The sequence below is a fragment of the Streptomyces sp. NPDC096132 genome (assembly GCF_044763345.1).
Taxonomy (GTDB): Bacteria; Actinomycetota; Actinomycetes; order Streptomycetales; family Streptomycetaceae; genus Streptomyces.
Genome location: NZ_JBIWGA010000010.1, coordinates 243344 through 258324, shown reverse-complemented (window position 1 = coordinate 258324; position 14981 = coordinate 243344). Strand labels below are relative to the sequence as shown.

At 72.4% G+C, this 14981-nt stretch carries 15 protein-coding genes; 4 read left to right on the top strand and 11 right to left on the bottom strand.

The window, feature by feature from the left end:
- Window positions 1-5 precede the first annotated feature (5 nt).
- Entirely contained in the window at window positions 6-983 is a 978-nt protein-coding gene (locus ACIRF9_RS24775; protein WP_403826129.1) for a helix-turn-helix domain-containing protein, read from the bottom strand.
- 110 nt (window positions 984-1093) lie between these two features.
- Between ACIRF9_RS24775 and ACIRF9_RS24770 the strand changes: the two genes are divergently transcribed.
- Complete coding sequence (locus ACIRF9_RS24770) at window positions 1094-2125, top strand: saccharopine dehydrogenase family protein (RefSeq protein WP_403826126.1); 1032 nt, start codon at window positions 1094-1096, stop codon at window positions 2123-2125.
- Here the strand turns inward: ACIRF9_RS24770 and ACIRF9_RS24765 are convergent.
- On the bottom strand, window positions 2109-3236 hold the full coding sequence (locus ACIRF9_RS24765; protein WP_403826123.1) for an FAD-dependent oxidoreductase: 1128 nt from the start codon (window positions 3234-3236) through the stop codon (window positions 2109-2111). The two genes, ACIRF9_RS24770 and ACIRF9_RS24765, sit on opposite strands and share 17 nt — an antisense overlap.
- Window positions 3237-3399: 163 nt before the next feature.
- Window positions 3400-4029, bottom strand: coding sequence for a TetR/AcrR family transcriptional regulator (locus ACIRF9_RS24760; RefSeq protein ID WP_403826120.1), 630 nt, complete (start codon window positions 4027-4029; stop codon window positions 3400-3402).
- 155 nt (window positions 4030-4184) lie between these two features.
- Between ACIRF9_RS24760 and ACIRF9_RS24755 the strand changes: the two genes are divergently transcribed.
- On the top strand, window positions 4185-4949 hold the full coding sequence (locus tag ACIRF9_RS24755; RefSeq protein WP_403826117.1) for an SDR family NAD(P)-dependent oxidoreductase: 765 nt from the start codon (window positions 4185-4187) through the stop codon (window positions 4947-4949).
- A gap of 121 nt (window positions 4950-5070) precedes the next feature.
- Here the strand turns inward: ACIRF9_RS24755 and ACIRF9_RS24750 are convergent, their stop codons facing one another.
- Window positions 5071-5445 carry a hypothetical protein gene (locus tag ACIRF9_RS24750; RefSeq protein WP_403826114.1) on the bottom strand — a complete coding sequence of 125 codons (375 nt, stop codon included), beginning with the start codon at window positions 5443-5445 and terminating at the stop codon, window positions 5071-5073.
- Between the two features lie 378 nt (window positions 5446-5823).
- Between ACIRF9_RS24750 and ACIRF9_RS24745 the strand changes: the two genes are divergently transcribed.
- Both ACIRF9_RS24745 and ACIRF9_RS24740 read left to right on the top strand, forming a co-directional pair.
- Window positions 5824-8247: a molybdopterin oxidoreductase family protein gene (locus ACIRF9_RS24745; RefSeq protein ID WP_403826111.1), complete on the top strand. Its 2424-nt coding sequence runs from the start codon at window positions 5824-5826 to the stop codon at window positions 8245-8247.
- Window positions 8244-8696 carry a hypothetical protein gene (locus ACIRF9_RS24740; protein WP_403826108.1) on the top strand — a complete coding sequence of 151 codons (453 nt, stop codon included), beginning with the start codon at window positions 8244-8246 and terminating at the stop codon, window positions 8694-8696. The genes ACIRF9_RS24745 and ACIRF9_RS24740 overlap by 4 nt, the downstream gene beginning before the upstream one ends.
- Here ACIRF9_RS24740 and ACIRF9_RS24735 read toward each other — a convergent pair.
- From ACIRF9_RS24735 to ACIRF9_RS24705, 7 genes are all read right to left on the bottom strand, one after another.
- Window positions 8659-9243 carry a phosphatase PAP2 family protein gene (locus ACIRF9_RS24735; protein WP_403826105.1) on the bottom strand — a complete coding sequence of 195 codons (585 nt, stop codon included), beginning with the start codon at window positions 9241-9243 and terminating at the stop codon, window positions 8659-8661. The two genes, ACIRF9_RS24740 and ACIRF9_RS24735, sit on opposite strands and share 38 nt — an antisense overlap.
- Window positions 9244-9263: 20 nt before the next feature.
- Window positions 9264-10304, bottom strand: coding sequence for a YihY/virulence factor BrkB family protein (locus ACIRF9_RS24730; RefSeq protein WP_403826102.1), 1041 nt, complete (start codon window positions 10302-10304; stop codon window positions 9264-9266).
- An 89-nt stretch (window positions 10305-10393) separates the two neighbouring features.
- Entirely contained in the window at window positions 10394-11086 is a 693-nt protein-coding gene (locus ACIRF9_RS24725) for a DUF6766 family protein (RefSeq protein ID WP_403826100.1), read from the bottom strand.
- Between the two features lie 83 nt (window positions 11087-11169).
- Window positions 11170-11580 carry a hypothetical protein gene (locus tag ACIRF9_RS24720; RefSeq protein WP_403826097.1) on the bottom strand — a complete coding sequence of 137 codons (411 nt, stop codon included), beginning with the start codon at window positions 11578-11580 and terminating at the stop codon, window positions 11170-11172.
- A 124-nt stretch (window positions 11581-11704) separates the two neighbouring features.
- On the bottom strand, window positions 11705-12148 hold the full coding sequence (locus ACIRF9_RS24715) for a winged helix-turn-helix domain-containing protein (protein ID WP_403826094.1): 444 nt from the start codon (window positions 12146-12148) through the stop codon (window positions 11705-11707).
- A 36-nt stretch (window positions 12149-12184) separates the two neighbouring features.
- A complete protein-coding gene (locus ACIRF9_RS24710; RefSeq protein ID WP_403826092.1) occupies window positions 12185-13891 on the bottom strand; it encodes a DUF4132 domain-containing protein in 1707 nt (568 codons plus the stop codon).
- Window positions 13892-14025: 134 nt separating this feature from the next.
- On the bottom strand, window positions 14026-14913 hold the full coding sequence (locus ACIRF9_RS24705; RefSeq protein ID WP_403826430.1) for a hypothetical protein: 888 nt from the start codon (window positions 14911-14913) through the stop codon (window positions 14026-14028).
- Window positions 14914-14981: the final 68 nt, after the last annotated feature.

Genomic DNA, 14981 nt, shown 5'->3' with positions numbered 1-14981 from the left:
CGCCGTCAGCGCCGGTGAGGGCGGTCGTCGCCCGTGTCGGTGCGGGGTCGTGAGCGGAAGGCCCGGCGGTAGGCGTCCGGCGGTACGCCGACCGTGCGGTTGAAGTGGCGGCGCAGGGTCGTGGCGGTGCCCATGCCGGTGGCTGTCGCGATGGCGTCGACGCCGTCGTCGGTGGTCTCCAGCAACTCCTGGGCGCGGCGGATCCGTTGCGTCAGCAGCCATTGCAGCGGAGTGGTCCCGGTCACCGCCCTGAAGTGCCGGCCCAGGTTGCGCGAGCTCATCCGTGCCCGGCGAGCCAGGTCCTCCACGGTGAGCGGCCGGTCGAGGCGTTCGATCGCCCAGGGGAAGAGCGCGGCGAGCGAGTGGTCGTCCCGCGTGGGCACCGGCGCGGCGACGAACTGGGCCTGGCCCCCGGCCCGGTGCGGCGGCACGACCAGGCGGCGTGCGACCGCGTTGGCGACGGACGAGCCGTGGTCGAGCCGGACGAGGTGCAGGCACAGGTCCATAGCGGCGGCCTTGCCGGCGGAGGTGAGCACACTGCCGTTGTCGACGTAGAGCACGTCCGGATCGACCTCCACCCGCGGGTGGCGGGCGGCCAGGACGTCGGTGTGCGCCCAGTGCGTGGTCGCGCGCCTGCCGTCCAGCAGGGCGGCGGCGGCCAGCACGAACGCGCCCGTGCACAGGGAGGCCACGCGCGCACCCGCCTCGTGGGCCGCGCGTACCGCGTCGACGAGTTCGGCGGGCGGGTCCTCGTCGACGTCCGCCCAGCCGGGGACGATCACCGTGTCGGCGTGGGGGAGGCGGTCGAGCCCCTGGTCGGGCTCCAGCCGGAACCGGCCGACCCGCACGGCGTCCGGCCCGCACACCTCGACGTCGTACCAGGGGACGGTCACGCCGACCGGAGCGGAGCCGAACACCTCGTACGCCAGGGACAGTTCGAAGTGCAGCATGCCCTCGGTGAGGGCCAGCGCGACAACAGCCATGTCCGAAATTGTACGGGGTACGTCGTTCCGGACACTCACGGTGGGCCGCCCGCCCTCGCCAGGATGGTCGCAACGGATCGAGCGGATCATTCGAGCACGGGGGAGAACCCATGGGAACGGGACAGACGGTCGCGGTGTACGGCGCGTACGGGCACACCGGTCGCTTCGTGGTGGCCCAGCTGCGCGAGCGCGGGTTCGTCCCGGTTCTCTCGGGCCGTGACGCCGGGAAGCTGCGGGCACTGGCGGCGGCCACCCCGGGAGCGGACATCAGGCCGGCCTCGGTCGACGACCCCGCGTCGCTCGACCGTGCCCTGGACGGCGCGGACGCCGTGATCAACTGTGCCGGGCCCTTCGCCCTGACCGCCGCTCCCGTGATCGAGGCGGCCTTGCGCGCCGGGATCCCGTACGTCGACGTGGCGGCCGAGATCGAGGCCAACCTCGACACGTTCGCGCACTTCGCCGACCGCGCCGGTGCGGCGGGAGCGGTGATCGTCCCCGCGATGGCCTTCTACGGCGGCCTCGGCGACCTGCTGGCCACCGCGGCGATGGGGGACTGGACGACGGCCGACGAGGCGGACATCGCGTACGGACTGAGCAGTTGGCACCCCACTCCCGGGACACGCGTCGCGGGGACGGTCTCCCGGGAGCGGCGGGACGGCCGCCGCGTCCGCTACACGAACGGGCGGCTGGAGTACCACGGCGACGAGCCGACGCTCCTGAAGTGGCCCTTCCCCGACCCGATGGGCACCAGGGAGGTCGTCGGGGAGTTCACGATGGCCGACGTGGTCACGATCCCCAGCCACCTCTCCGTCCCCGAGGTGCGCACCCACATGACGACCGAGGCGGCCAGGGACCTCTCGGCCCCGGACACCCCGGCGCCGGCCGCCGCCGACGAGAACGGGCGGTCCGACCAGACCTTCCTCGTCGACGCCGTCGTACGCTCCGGCGGCACCGAACGGCGCGCCGTGGCGAGCGGCCGGGACATCTACGCCGTCAGCGCGCCGCTCGCGGTGGAGGCGGTCCACCGCATCCTCAACGGCCGGACCCGCACGGTCGGTGTCGCCTCCGCCGGTGAGATGTTCGACGCGGCGGACTTCCTCCGCGCCCTGTCCCCGCACATCCGGCTCACCGGCCCTCGGTGAACAGGTCGATCAGGCCCTGGGCGGTGTTGTGGTCGGAGTCGATCCCGGGCATCTCGCCGCCTTCGAACGTGGCGGCCTCGGCGCTGCGGGGGAACATGGCCTGCTCGTACTCGCTGAGCGCGGCCTCGATGTCGTCGGGGTGCGCGGCGAGGGCCTTGCCGAGTTCCGCGCCGTCGAGCATGGCCAGGTTGGCGCCCTCGCCGTTCGGAGCCTGGAGGTGGGCGGCGTCGCCGAGCAGGGTCACCCCCGGCACCCGCTCCCATCGGAGCCCGACGGGCAGCTCGTAGTGGGGGCGCATGACCGGCGCGGTGTCGCCGTCGGTGATCAGCGCGGTGAGCTCCGGCGCCCAGCCGTCGAACTCCCGCGCTATCCGCGCGGTGGCCTCGGCGGGGTCGCCGAAGTCGATCGCGTCGAACCAGTCCTGCGGCCTGGAGAGGATCACATAGGTGTGCAGGGTGTCGCCGCTCTCCCGGTGGGCGAAGATCTCCTGGCCCGGCGAGGGCGCCATCATCGACCCGCCGCCGACCGCCTTCGCGGCGGCGGGGTGCCGGGTGTCGGCGTCGTACAGGTAGGTCTCGACGAACGAGGTGCCGGCGTACGAGGGGGTGACGTCGGTGAGCAGCGGCCGCACGCGTGACCAGGCGCCGTCCGCGCCGACCAGCAGGCTGGTGACGACGGTGGTGCCGTCGGTGAAGGTCACCTCGTGGCGCCCCTCGCCGAGGGCGCGGGTGCCGGTGACCTTGTGGCCCCAGCGGACGGTGTCGGCCGGGAGCGAGTCGAGCAGGATCCGCCGCAGTTCGGCGCGCTGCACCTCGGGGCGTCCGCCCGTGCCGTCGTCGGCCTTGTCGAGCAGGACGGTCCCGTCCCGGTCGAGGACCCGCATCGCCTGGCGGCCCTCGAGCACGATGGCGTGGAACTCGTTCATCAGACCGGCCGCCCGTACGGCGAGTTGGCCGTTGTAGTCGTGGATGTCGAGCATCCCGCCCTGGGTGCGCGCCGACGGGGAGGACTCGGCCTCGTAGACCGTGGCCGGGATGCCGTGGACGTGCAGGACGCGGGCCAGCGTGAGTCCGCCGAGTCCGGCGCCGATGATCGTGACGGGCGTGCGCATGGTGGCTCCTTCGTGATCGGTGCCGCCCGGTGAGCTCCGGGTCGGCCGTCTCCGAAGGTCCAGGACCCCGCCGACAAGCAGCCGACATCGGGCCGACAGCCCTGACAGATCACCGACACCGCAGATCAGTGCGGGGAACTCCCTCGACCGGCCACCACCCGCGTCAGGCCGTGCCGTTGAGGTTGCCCATCACCTCGTACATCTGCTGCGGGGTCAGCGGGCCGGTGGGCAGGGGGTGGGCGGCTTGTGTGCGCAGGCCGTCCAGCGTGAAGGCGACGCCGCGGCGCCAGATGTCGGGGGCGGGCCCGGCGGCGGCGCGGGCGATCTGCGCGTTGACGCCGAGGACGAGCAGCAGGTCCTCGGGGGTGAAGTCGGGGCGCAGGGCACCGGCCTGCTGGGCGCGTTCGATGACGCGCACGGTGAAGGCGAAGGAGTGCTCGCAGACGGTCATCAGGCGGGTGGCGCCCGGATAGCGGCCGGAGACCACGTCACCGATCGCGGGGTCCGTGGCCTGCAGCTCACAGAGGCGCTCGACGTAGTACGCGAATCCGTCCCAGGCGTCGTCGTACGCCAGGGCCTGTTCGGCGGTCTCGCGGAGGTTGGCCGCCGCGATGTCGGTGACCACCTCGTCGATGAGCGCCTCGCGGCTGCCGAAGAGGTTGTAGAGGGTGCCGTGGCTCACCCCGGCCCGGCGGGCGATCTCCTTCAGGGGGGCCTGGAGGCCGCGTTCGCGGAACAGTTCGGCGGCGGCTGACCGCAGCTTCTCGGCGTTGCGTTGCGCATCGGCCCGCATCCGGCGTTCCTCCCCATGGTGTCCGTCCGGCCCCCATGGTCGCACCCTTCGCCGCAGTCATCTTGACCCCTGGGTCAACTTACGTGTTACGGTCGGGCGGTAAGTCGACCCAAGGGTCAAGTTAACTTCTCGAGCTTCTCGACGGGAGCATCCCCATGTCCAAAGTGATCGCAGTGCTGGGTGCCGGTACCGGACTCGGCGTGTCGCTCGCCCACCGCTTCGGCCGCGAGGGCTTCCGTGTCGCCCTGGTGGCCCGCCGCACGGACCGGCTGGAGGCGCTCGTCGCCGAGCTGGCCGACAAGGGCGTCGAGGCCGCCGCCTTCCCCGCCGACCTCTCCGACCCCGCCCAGGTGCCCGCCCTCGTCGGCGCCATCCGCGCCCGCTTCGGCCGGATCGACGTCGTCGAGTACGGCCCGATCAGCACCGCGGTGTCGTTCACCCCCGCCACCCAGCTGGACGCGGCCACCCTGGAGAAGCTCACCCGGCTGCTCCTGCTGACCCCGGTGGAGGTGTTCCGCACGGTGCTGCCCGAGCTGACCGAGCGCGGCGACGGCGCCCTCCTGCTGACGCTCGGCGCCTCGGCGGCGCATCCGTACCCCCACATGAGCGGCCCCGGCCCGGCGATGGCGGGCGCCCGCAACTACCTGCACACCCTCCACGCCGAACTGGACGGCACCGGCGTCTACGCCGGCACCCTCGTCATCGGCGCCATGATCGCCCGCAGCGAGGGCGCCGACGCCTTCGGCATACCGCGGGACGGGGCGACCGCCGGGACGGTGGAGCTGCCCGGCGGCCTGAAGGTCGACGTCGTCGACCCGGACGACCTCGCCGAGTACTACTGGGACATGTACACCCGGCGCGACCGCGTCGAACAGCTCCACCCCGCCCCCACGGCCCCGGACACCGACACGACCGCCTGATCACCGAGCGGGGCCGACAGACAATCGCCCCTGCCATGGACGAACCCCAGGTCGCTGACCTGGGGTTGGTTCCGTCCGGGGGCTCGGGCCTCGGGGCCTCGGGGCCCGGTCGTGCGGCGGGCTACCTGGGGGGCGGGTCCTGTGGGTCCACGCCTGTCATCGCCGAGGCGTCCCGTGTGCCGCTGGGGCGTTGGGAGCGGCCTCTGCGGCCCGTGTCCCGTCGGCCTTTCTCGTCCCCGCCGGCGTACTCCTCGCCGCGTGCGCTGTCGCTTCGCGCCGTGTCACCCGGTACGGACTTCGTCTCCTCCTTGGACCTGGTCCGTCCCGCTCCCTTTCCGCCGCCGTGCTCGGCGGTGTGGAAGGAGCGGCGGGCGCTCGGGTTGTCCTGCTGCTGTGTCTCGTCCACGTCGGGAGACCAGCCGTGCTGTCCGGTGCCCTGGTGGCGGCTCGGGCCCTGACCGTGCGGTGGCTCGGACGCGCGTGATTTCTTCGCCATGGGCGATCTTCCTGTTCGAGAGGGCGACGCCTGCGCGGCGCCGGTGGGGAGTGTCCTTCGGGTGCGTCGGGTGCGTCGGGTGCGTCGGGTGCGTCGGGTGCGTCGGGTGCGTCGGGTGCGTCGGATGCGTCGGGTGCACGGTGCACCCGCGCGCGTTGCGCCTGTTCGCGCTGATCGGGGCCTGTCTCGGCCGTGGGTGCCGAGTGCCCTGCGCGACGCCCGATACACGCCATACATGCGGGTATGTGGTCTTCGGGGTGCCGCGCGACTCGCGGCACCGACGACGGCGTACCCGTCCCGGGCGGTGTTACGGGAGTCGGGCGACGGGTACCGCGGACAGGGCGTCGGACGCCGTCGGCGCGGGCTGGGAGGCAGGGTGTGGACGCTTCGGTGGAACGGATCGAACGGCCGTGGGGCACTCGGACGCCGTACGACGCGCACGAGCCGTGGCCCGTGCGCGTGGACACGTATCTCGAGCCGGGTGTCGAACCGAGCCGGGTGCAGCGCTGGGTGCAGACCGCGTCGATCCTCCATTCCGACGGGGACGCGATGGACATCGCGGTCGTGGACGGGCGGCCGGTGGGGGTGCGCGGACGGGCGGGCGACCGGGTCAACCACGGTCGGCTGGGCCCCAAGGACCTCTTCGGCTGGCAGGCGAACACCTCGCCGGACCGGCTCACCCGGCCCCTGATCCGGGAGGACGGCCGCCTCGTCGAGTGCGACTGGGACACGGCGATGGACCGGATCGTCGGCCGCTCGCGGGAGCTGCTGGCCGGACGCGGCCCCGGAGCGATCGGCTTCTACACCAGTGGGCAGTTGTTCCTGGAGGAGTACTACACACTCGCCGTGCTGGCCCGCGCCGGCATCGGAACCAACCACCTGGACGGCAACACCCGCCTGTGCACGGCCACCGCCGCCGAGGCGCTGAAGCAGTCCTTCGGCTGCGACGGACAGCCGGGCTGCTACGACGACATCGACCACGCGGACGTGATCGCGCTGTTCGGGCACAACCTCGCCGAGACGCAGCCCGTGCAGTGGATGCGCGTCCTCGACCGGCTGGCGGGCGGCGACCCGCCCCGCCTGCTCTGCGTCGACCCGCGCCCCACGCAGGTGGCCCGCAGGGCGGCCGTACACCTGGCGCCACGGACCGGCACCAACGTGGCCCTGCTCAACGCGCTGCTCCACGAGATCATCCGTACGGACCACGTCGACCACGACTACGTCGCGGCGCACACCGTCGGCTTCGAGGAACTGGCGTCCCAGGTGCGGGAGTGCACCCCGCGGTGGGCGGCGCGGATCTGCGACGTGCCGGCCGCGCTGATCGGTGAGGCGGCGGAGCTCCTCGGCACCGCCGAGCGGCTGCTGTCCACGGTCCTCCAGGGCGTCTACCAGGCCCACCAGGCCACCGCCGCGGCCGTACAGATCAACAACCTGCACCTGATCCGCGGCATGCTCGGCCGGCCGGGCGCCGGCGTGCTGCAGATGAACGGGCAGCCCTCCGCCCAGAACACCCGGGAGTGCGGGGCCGACGGCGACCTGCCCGGCTTCCGCAACTGGCAGAACGACGCCCATGTCGCCGACCTGGCGAGGGTGTGGAACGTGGAGCCGGCCGCCCTCCCGCACTACGCCCCGCCCACGCACGCGATGCAGATGTTCCGGTACGCCGAGCAGGGCTCGATCCACATGCTGTGGATCAGCGGCACCAACCCGGCGGTGTCGCTGCCCGAACTGTCCCGCATCCGCTCGATCCTGGCGCAGGAACGTCTCTTCGTGGTCGTGCAGGACCTGTTCCGCACCGAGACCGCCCAGCTGGCCGATGTGGTCCTGCCCGCGGCGACCTGGGGCGAGAAGACCGGCACGCTCACCAACGCCGACCGCACCGTGCATCTGTCCGACAAGGCGGTCGAACCGCCCGGCGAGGCCAGGCCGGACCTGGACGTCTTCCTCGACTACGCGGCCCGGATGGACTTCCGCGACAAGGACGGCGATCCGCTGATCACCTGGCACGACCCGGAGTCCGCCTTCGAGGCGTGGAAGCGGTGCAGCGCCGGGCGCCCCTGTGACTACACCGGCCTCACCTACGCCGGGCTGCGCCGTGGAAGCGGCATCCAGTGGCCGTGCGACGCACAGGCCCCGCAGGGCACGGCACGCCTCTACACCGACGGGATCAGCTGGGCCCGGCCCGACCGCTGCGAGAGCTACGGCAAGGACCTGGTGACCGGCGCGACGGACGAAGAGGCCGACTACCGCTCCCTCAACCCGGACGGCAAGGCCATGATCAGGGCGGCCGCCTACCTCCCGCCGCACGAGGCGCCCGACGAGACGTACCCGTTCCAGCTGACCACGGGCCGCACCCTCTACCACTTCCACACCCGCACGAAGACCGCCCGGGCACCCCAGCTGAACGCCGCCGCGCCGGACGTGTGGGTGGAGATGGCCGCCGCCGACGCGGCCACGCTCGGACTCGGCGAGGGCGATCTGGTCGAGGTCACCACACGCCAGGGCGCCCTGCGGGGCCGCCTCCGGGTGACCGACATCCGGCCGGGACTGCTGTTCGTTCCCTTCCACTACGGCTACTGGGACACCGACGGTGGATACGGTCCGGACGGCGACACTCCCGGGCGCGCCGCGAACGAGACGACGGTCACCGACTGGGACCCCGTCTCCAAGCAGCCCCTGCTCAAGACGGCCGCGGCCGCGCTGCACCTCGTGGAACGCGGAGACGGTTCCCCCGCTCCCGCACCGACCACCACCGCCTCGGCCCCCTCCCGCGCCACAGATGGTGGGGAGGACGCCCGGTGAACGGCATCGGCCTCGTCCTGTACGCGCTCCACCGGGGCGAGAGCGACCTCGCCGACCGGCTCACGACGGTGGCCGGACGCCACCACGCCGAGCACGAGGTCCATTACGTGGCCCTGGACCTCGCCGAGTGGTCCCGTGAACACGTCCGGCTCCTGGCCGAGACCGCGCTCGACCACGGCCTCCGTCTCGACGACGTTCCCGAGGCCGCCACGACGCCGGCGCACGGCTCAGGGCCGGGCCCGCAGCTGCTGCGGGATCTGAGCGCACTGCACCTGAGCGCCGCGGAGAACTCCCTGCACTGGGAGATGCTCGCGCAGGTCGCGCAGGCCACCCGGGACGAAGGGCTGCTCGCCGTGGTGTCCGAGTGCCACGCGCGGACACTGCGCCAGATGCGCTGGACCAACACCATGATCAAGAATCTCGCCCCGCAGCTGCTGACAAGCCTGTGACAAGCCGTCGGAGCAGCCGTCGGCGAAGGAGGCGCGGCGCGGTCCGTGCCAGGGCCGCTGCCGCGAGCCCGATCGCGCCGCCCGCGGCCAGGTCGGACGGGTAGTGCGCCCCGCTGTGCAGCCGCTGCCCGGCCACCAGCAGCGCGGTGGCACCCCATGCGGCACCGGCTGCCGGCCATACCGGCGCGACGGCCCCGGAGAAGGCGACGGCCGCGGCGGTGTGCCCGGAGGGAAAGGAGGAGCTGTCCGGGCGTTCCCGGAGGGCATCCGGCGGCACCCACTCCCGGGGCGGGCGCCGCCGCTCGTACACCTGCTTGGCGACCCCGTTGGACAGCACCTCGGACGCCGCCATCGCGGCGATCCCGGCGGCAGCCGCCCGCCGGCCGCGCGGGCCGCCGACCGCGGCCATCGTCGCGGCCGCCGCCCACCACAGCTTGGTGTGCTCGGCCGCCTCCTCCAGCGCGAGTCCGCCCCGTCGCAACCAGGGCGGCCCCCACGCGATCGCCCGTCGGGCCAGCCGGCGGTCCCCGTCGTGCAAGGCCCCCATCACTTGGCCGAACCTCCGTGTCAGGCCCCGAGGCGGCGGCGGTCCTCCTCGTCCCACGTCCGGGTGTCGCGCGGCTCGACGTACGGCTCGTCGTCGGCCGCGTGGCCACCGGCGACGGCACGCTGGCGGGCCAGTTCCGCGTCGAACTCCAGGCCGAGCAGGATGGCCAGGTTGGTGATCCACAGCCACACCAGGAAGATGATCACGCCCGCGAGGGCGCCGTAGGTCTTGTTGTACGAGCCGAAGTTCGCCACGTACAGCGCGAAGCCGGCGGAGGCGATCATCCAGATCAGCAGGGCCAGGAAGCTGCCCGGCGTGATCCAGCGGAAACCGCGGACGCGCGCGTTCGGGGTCGCCCAGTACAGGACCGCGATCATGACCGTGACCAGGAGCAGCAGCACCGGCCACTTCGCGATCGACCACACGGTCAGCGCCGTGTCGCCGACCCCGAGCGCGGAGCCGAGCTGCCGGGCCAGGCCGCCGGTGAACACCACGATCAGCGCGCTGATCACGGCCATCACCATCAACACCACGGTCACGCCGACCCGCACGGGCAGCACCTTCCACACCGGACGGCCCTCGGGGAGGTCGTAGACCGCGTTGGCGCTGCGGATGAACGCGGCGACATAACCGGACGCCGACCACACGGCCAGCAGCAGACCCACGACCGCCATGAGCGAGCCGAGCCCGCCCCTGCCCTGCATCTGCTGCACCGCGCCCCGCAGGATGTCCTGGGCGGGGCCCGGGGCGAGTTTCTGGATGTTGTCCAGGACCGCCTGCGTGGCCGACTGCCCGACGATCCCGAGCAGCGACACCAGCGCGAGCAGCGCGGGGAACAGGGCCAGGATCGAGTAGTAGGTCAGGGCCGCGGCACGGTCGGCGAGCTCGTCCTTCTTGAACTCCTTCAGGGTGCCTTTCAGCACCGCTCCCCAGGAGCGCTTGGGCAGGTCCGTCGGCTTGTCGGGGGCCTGCTCGGTCTCGCGCTCGGTCTCGGTCTCGCGTTCGCGGTCGGCCGCGAGGCCTTCGTCGTGTCGTCTGTGCGGTTTCAGTGTGCGTACCATTCCGCACGTGTATCCGGCCAGGCACACCTCACGCCCGCATATATGACATATCGGGCTTTTCTTTTCTTCTTGCCTCAGCTCTTCTTGTCTCAGCCCTCCACGCCGGTGGCGTCGTGGGCCGCGCCCACCGGCTTCGACTCAGGGGAGCCGCGTTGCCGCAGGTAGACCGAGAGCACGGCCATCGAGGCGACGGCGAGCAGTTCGGACTGCCAGTTCTGCAGGGTGCGGTTCCAGAAGTCCGCCGCACCGAGGTAGCCGGACCAGCTCAGCGGCGCCTGCAGCTGCCGTAGCCGCTGTTCGTTGTGGGCGGCCACGCCGGTGATCGACTGGACCAGCCAGGACAGCAGGAAGATCGTGCCCATGACCAGCAGCAGGGAGTGCGAGTAGACCGCGCGCCGCCAGCCCCCGGCCCTGGCCCACCCGGGCGAGTCCTCCTTGGCGTGCTCGCCGACCAGCTGGTCCTCGTCGGACTCCGTGCCGGCCTTGTGCAGCTGCTTGGACTCGGGAGAGCCGCGTTGCAGCAGCCAGACGGTCACGCCGATGTACAGGAAGAACTGCAGATACTCCGACTGCCAGTTCTCGGACACGTCGACCGCGAAATCGGACGTGGTGACGTACTCGCCGAACGAGACCTGCTGGAGCCGGTCCGTGGCCAGCTGGTTGTTGAAATCGGCGTGCCCCGCGATCGCCTGCCCGACCAGGGCCAGCAGGAACGTGACGACGAAGAACAGCCCGAGCCCGTTGTCCCGCGCGAAGCGCCGCACACCTCCGCCCCCGGTCATCGCCGCATCAGCCCCAGGGCCGCCAGATGGACGAGGCCGACCGCGATGATCACGACGACCACGGTGAACATGAACCGCACGCCTCACCCGCCCTTGATCCGGCACTGGTACGGCTCCCGCGGCTGCGCCTCGCATCCCGCGGCCACGACCTTCCAGCCGGAGGTGAAACGGGACAGGAACAGGGTGTCCGAGGCGAGCACCGTCCGCGCCTGGTTCCCGTACACGTCCGTCCGCCGCACGGCCCCGCCCGCCGGCAGCGACTCCTCGCCCACCGCCTGGGCACACGGCCGGCCCGCCGACTGCTCCAGTTCCTCCACGGTGGCCGGCGCGAGCACGGCACACACCTGCTCGTACGCCCCCTCACCGAGGGCCCGCTCGAACACGGCCGCCGTGTCGCGTACGTCGTCCCGCCGTTCCGCCACCGTGCCGCACCCGCCGACACCGCAGACGGCCAGCAGCACGGAAGCCGTGACTCCGCACACGCGCCAGGCCATCCGCGCACCTCCACCGGCAGTACAGCGCAAGGCCCCCCACCCCCGGTGGCCACCGCGCCCGGCCTTCCCCCACCCGGCCGATCGACGAGCGAGGACACGAGGTGACGCGGCGTCGGACGGAGCGTCATGACGCGGAGGGCTCCGCGGCCGTGTCCGGTCGGACCGTCAGCCGGAAGCCGACGCCGCGCACGGCCTGGATGGTCAGGGCGTCCTTGAACTTGTGCCGGAGGGCGGAGACATGGGTGTCCAGGGTCTTGGTCGGGCCGAACCAGTGGGCGTCCCAGACCGTGGCCATGATGGTCTCGCGCGTCACGAGTACATCCGGTTGTTCGGTGAGGAAGGCCAGGAGGGCGTACTCCCTGGGAGGCAGCGGGATCTCGGCCCCGTCGAGGAACACGCGGTGGGCCCGGCGGTCGAGGGCCACGCGGCCGTACGTGTCGGGCGTCCGCCGCGGTGCGGGCAGGTCGAGCACCACGCCGGGGCCGCCGGGGCCGCCGGGGCCGCCGGGGCCGCCGGGTCCGGAGGGCGGCGGGGCGGTCGTGGTGCGGCGGCGCTGGACCGCGCGCATGCGGGCGAAGCAGGCGGACAGGTGGTGCAGATGGTGTCAGGACGATCGCGGTGGCCTGGTGTCCGTCACCGGGCCGCGGGCCGCGCCCCGTCGCACAGGCACCTGGCGGATGGGCTGCCTCAGGCCGCCGAGTTCCAGATGGACCTGCCAGGCGCGCGTCTGTGCCCGATCGGCGTGGACGGGGTTCCACGGACGTACCGTGTCGGTGGTCGTGACCTCGTGCGTCCGACCCTGGATGTCCCGCAGCAGCCACCGGCCGCCCGGACCGGGCACGGGGAGCCCGGCGAAGGCGCCGACGGCGGTGTCCGCCTCCCAGACCAGGGCCTGGGAGAGGGGACCGGCGATGTCGTGGTCGAGCCGGGCGCCGAGCTGTTCACCGGTCAGCGCGGTTCCGGTGGCGAGGAGTTCGGCGAGGGCGCCACGTTCGTGATCGGCCTGTGCGGCGAGATGCGGGATCCGTTGACGCAGAGCGGTCAGTTCCAGGACGTACATCCCGTTGTAGTGGTGCACCTGGGACGGCTTCACCGGCTGTCCCCGGTCGGTGCGGATCTCCACGCCGACGGAGCCGTGCGGTCGTACGGCCAGGTAGGCCGTGTGGAAGTGGAGGGACACCTCGCGGGCTCCTTCGGGCAGGAACTCGTCGGCGATCGCGTCCAGGCCCGCGCGAGCGGCGGTGGCCGCCTCGGGCGGCAGTCCCGACAGTGCCCTGCGGTGCCGTCCCGGTCCCGGCATGCCGGCCGCGGCACTCAGGGCGGTGACACCCGCCCGCACCGGGAGGATGTCCCGCTCCTGAACGCCCGGAAGCCGCCGGTCGCGGCCGCGGCTCAGGGCCTGGGGGGCCACCAGCCCGATCAGGGCCGGGTCCCCGGTGAGACAGGCCGCCCAGGCGGCTCCGGCCATGAGCTTCGCCTGGTTGAAGACGGGCGCCTGCTTGGCGAGTGCCGATTCGGTCATGGAGTCGGGGTAGCTCGTGTCCATGCGCAGCAGGGCGCTCACGACCTCGGGGGCGGCCGGGAGCATCTCCAGCCGCTCACGGACCTGGCCGAGCCAGGACTGGGCCGGACGGAAGCTGTCGATGGTGAGGAGCGCCGCGAGCAGGTCCAGCACACCGGGTTCGAAGACGAGCGTGCCCAGTGCGGTCGATGCCCGGTTGCCGCAGGTGCCCCGGTCGGGGAGGACCTGCGGCAGGCGCTCGACGACCTCGCGATCGTGCGGCAGGTCCAGCAGGGCGGCGGCCTCCTCGACGGAGAGATGCCACCGACACTGCTCGGGGCGGGCCGAGTGGTGGTGGTGGCGGCGAGCCCGTAACACGATGGAGCGCAGCTGGGGCCGGTAGCGGGCCCGCTCGGACGGTTCCTGTTCCCGTACGGCGGCGAGCGGCAACCCCAGGGACCGGCACACCCGGTGGGACCAGTAGGGGGTGTCCTCGAACTCCAGCAGGGCGAGAGCCAGCAGTTCCTCGGTCTCCTCGGGGGACCAGTCGCACGTGTGGCGCGTCAGCGCGGCCTCCATACAGATGTCCCGGGTGCCGTGCGGGTCGCTCAGCAGCGCCAGTCCCAGCCGTCGGCGGTCCCGGGGTTCGAGGGAGTCGACGAGACGGTGGCTGTGGCTCCACTGGGAGGGGGCGGCCGGCGCCAGGACGATGCGGCGCCGGATCTCCTCCTGCGGCTTCGGGTCCGGTCCGAGATCGCGGCGGCGCGCACGGGCCGCCGCTCTCCTCAGGGCCGGGGGCAGGGGCGGCACCACGGCATCGTCCGGGGCCCGGTGGGGAAACGACCGGTCTCTCGCCCACCATGGCCCCATCGGTCCCACCTCCGTCGGTGCCATTCCCCGCCGGGGCCGGAAGTATCCCGGTCGACCGGCCGCCCTCCCCGGCCCTAGTAGCCGTAGCGGTTCTTCAGGTGGCGCCAGAAGTCGCGCAGCATCCACTGGTCGAAGGTGGTGATCTCGGTGGCGCTGCCGGCGTTCATGATGAAGCCGGAGACCCCGGTGGGCGTCCAGTCGTAGAAGTCGTCGAGCCCGAAGGTGTGGCCGACCTCGTGCAGGTAGATGTGGATGTTCTCCTGGCCGAGGGCGCCCACGAAGTACTCCTGGCCGACGCGCTGGCCCCAGTCGCCGCCGGCGCCGCCCTCGAAGCCCTTGGTGAGCCACAGCGACTCGTCGTAGTGCTCGGCCTCCTTGCCGGGGCACTGGGAGTAGTCGCCGTCCTGGTGGAAGAAGCGGCCGCAGTCGGGCGCGCACTGGGGTGCTCCCGAGTCGTCGAGCACACCGGCGTAGATCTTCACGGAGTCGTCGGACCACTGGAGGGTGGAGCGGTCCTTGACCGCCCAGCCGACGACCTTCACCTTCACGTCGGTGTAGGGGAAGGCGTCGTAGCCCTTGCCGTCGTCCACCATGGCGTGGATCCACTTGTTGAACTGCGTCTGGAGCGCGGTGTGGATCCTGTCGCGGGTGGTGGCGGTGACCGGGGTGTCGGAGTCCCAGCGCACGCAGTAGTTGAGCGTGCCCTTGGTGGCGATGAGCTGGTCCCAGCCGTAGTTCTTGAAGCCGTACAGGTCGGAGTACGTCGACTCGACGTGGTTCCAGACCTCGTCGAGCGGCTTGACCAGGTTGGACGGCGGGTTCCACGCGTCGGCCTGCGCCTGGGGCGTGGGGGAGCCGGCGGCGGGGGTGGGCGTCGGGGTGGGGCTGGCCGACGCCTTGGGGGTGGTCGTCGCGGTGGCGGTCGGGGTGGGGCTCGTGGACTCCTGGAAGGTCGGGGTCACACTGGCGGAGGCGCTGGGGGTCGCCGTGCCGGTGATGGCGCACGTCTTCCCGTTGAGCTTGAACGTCT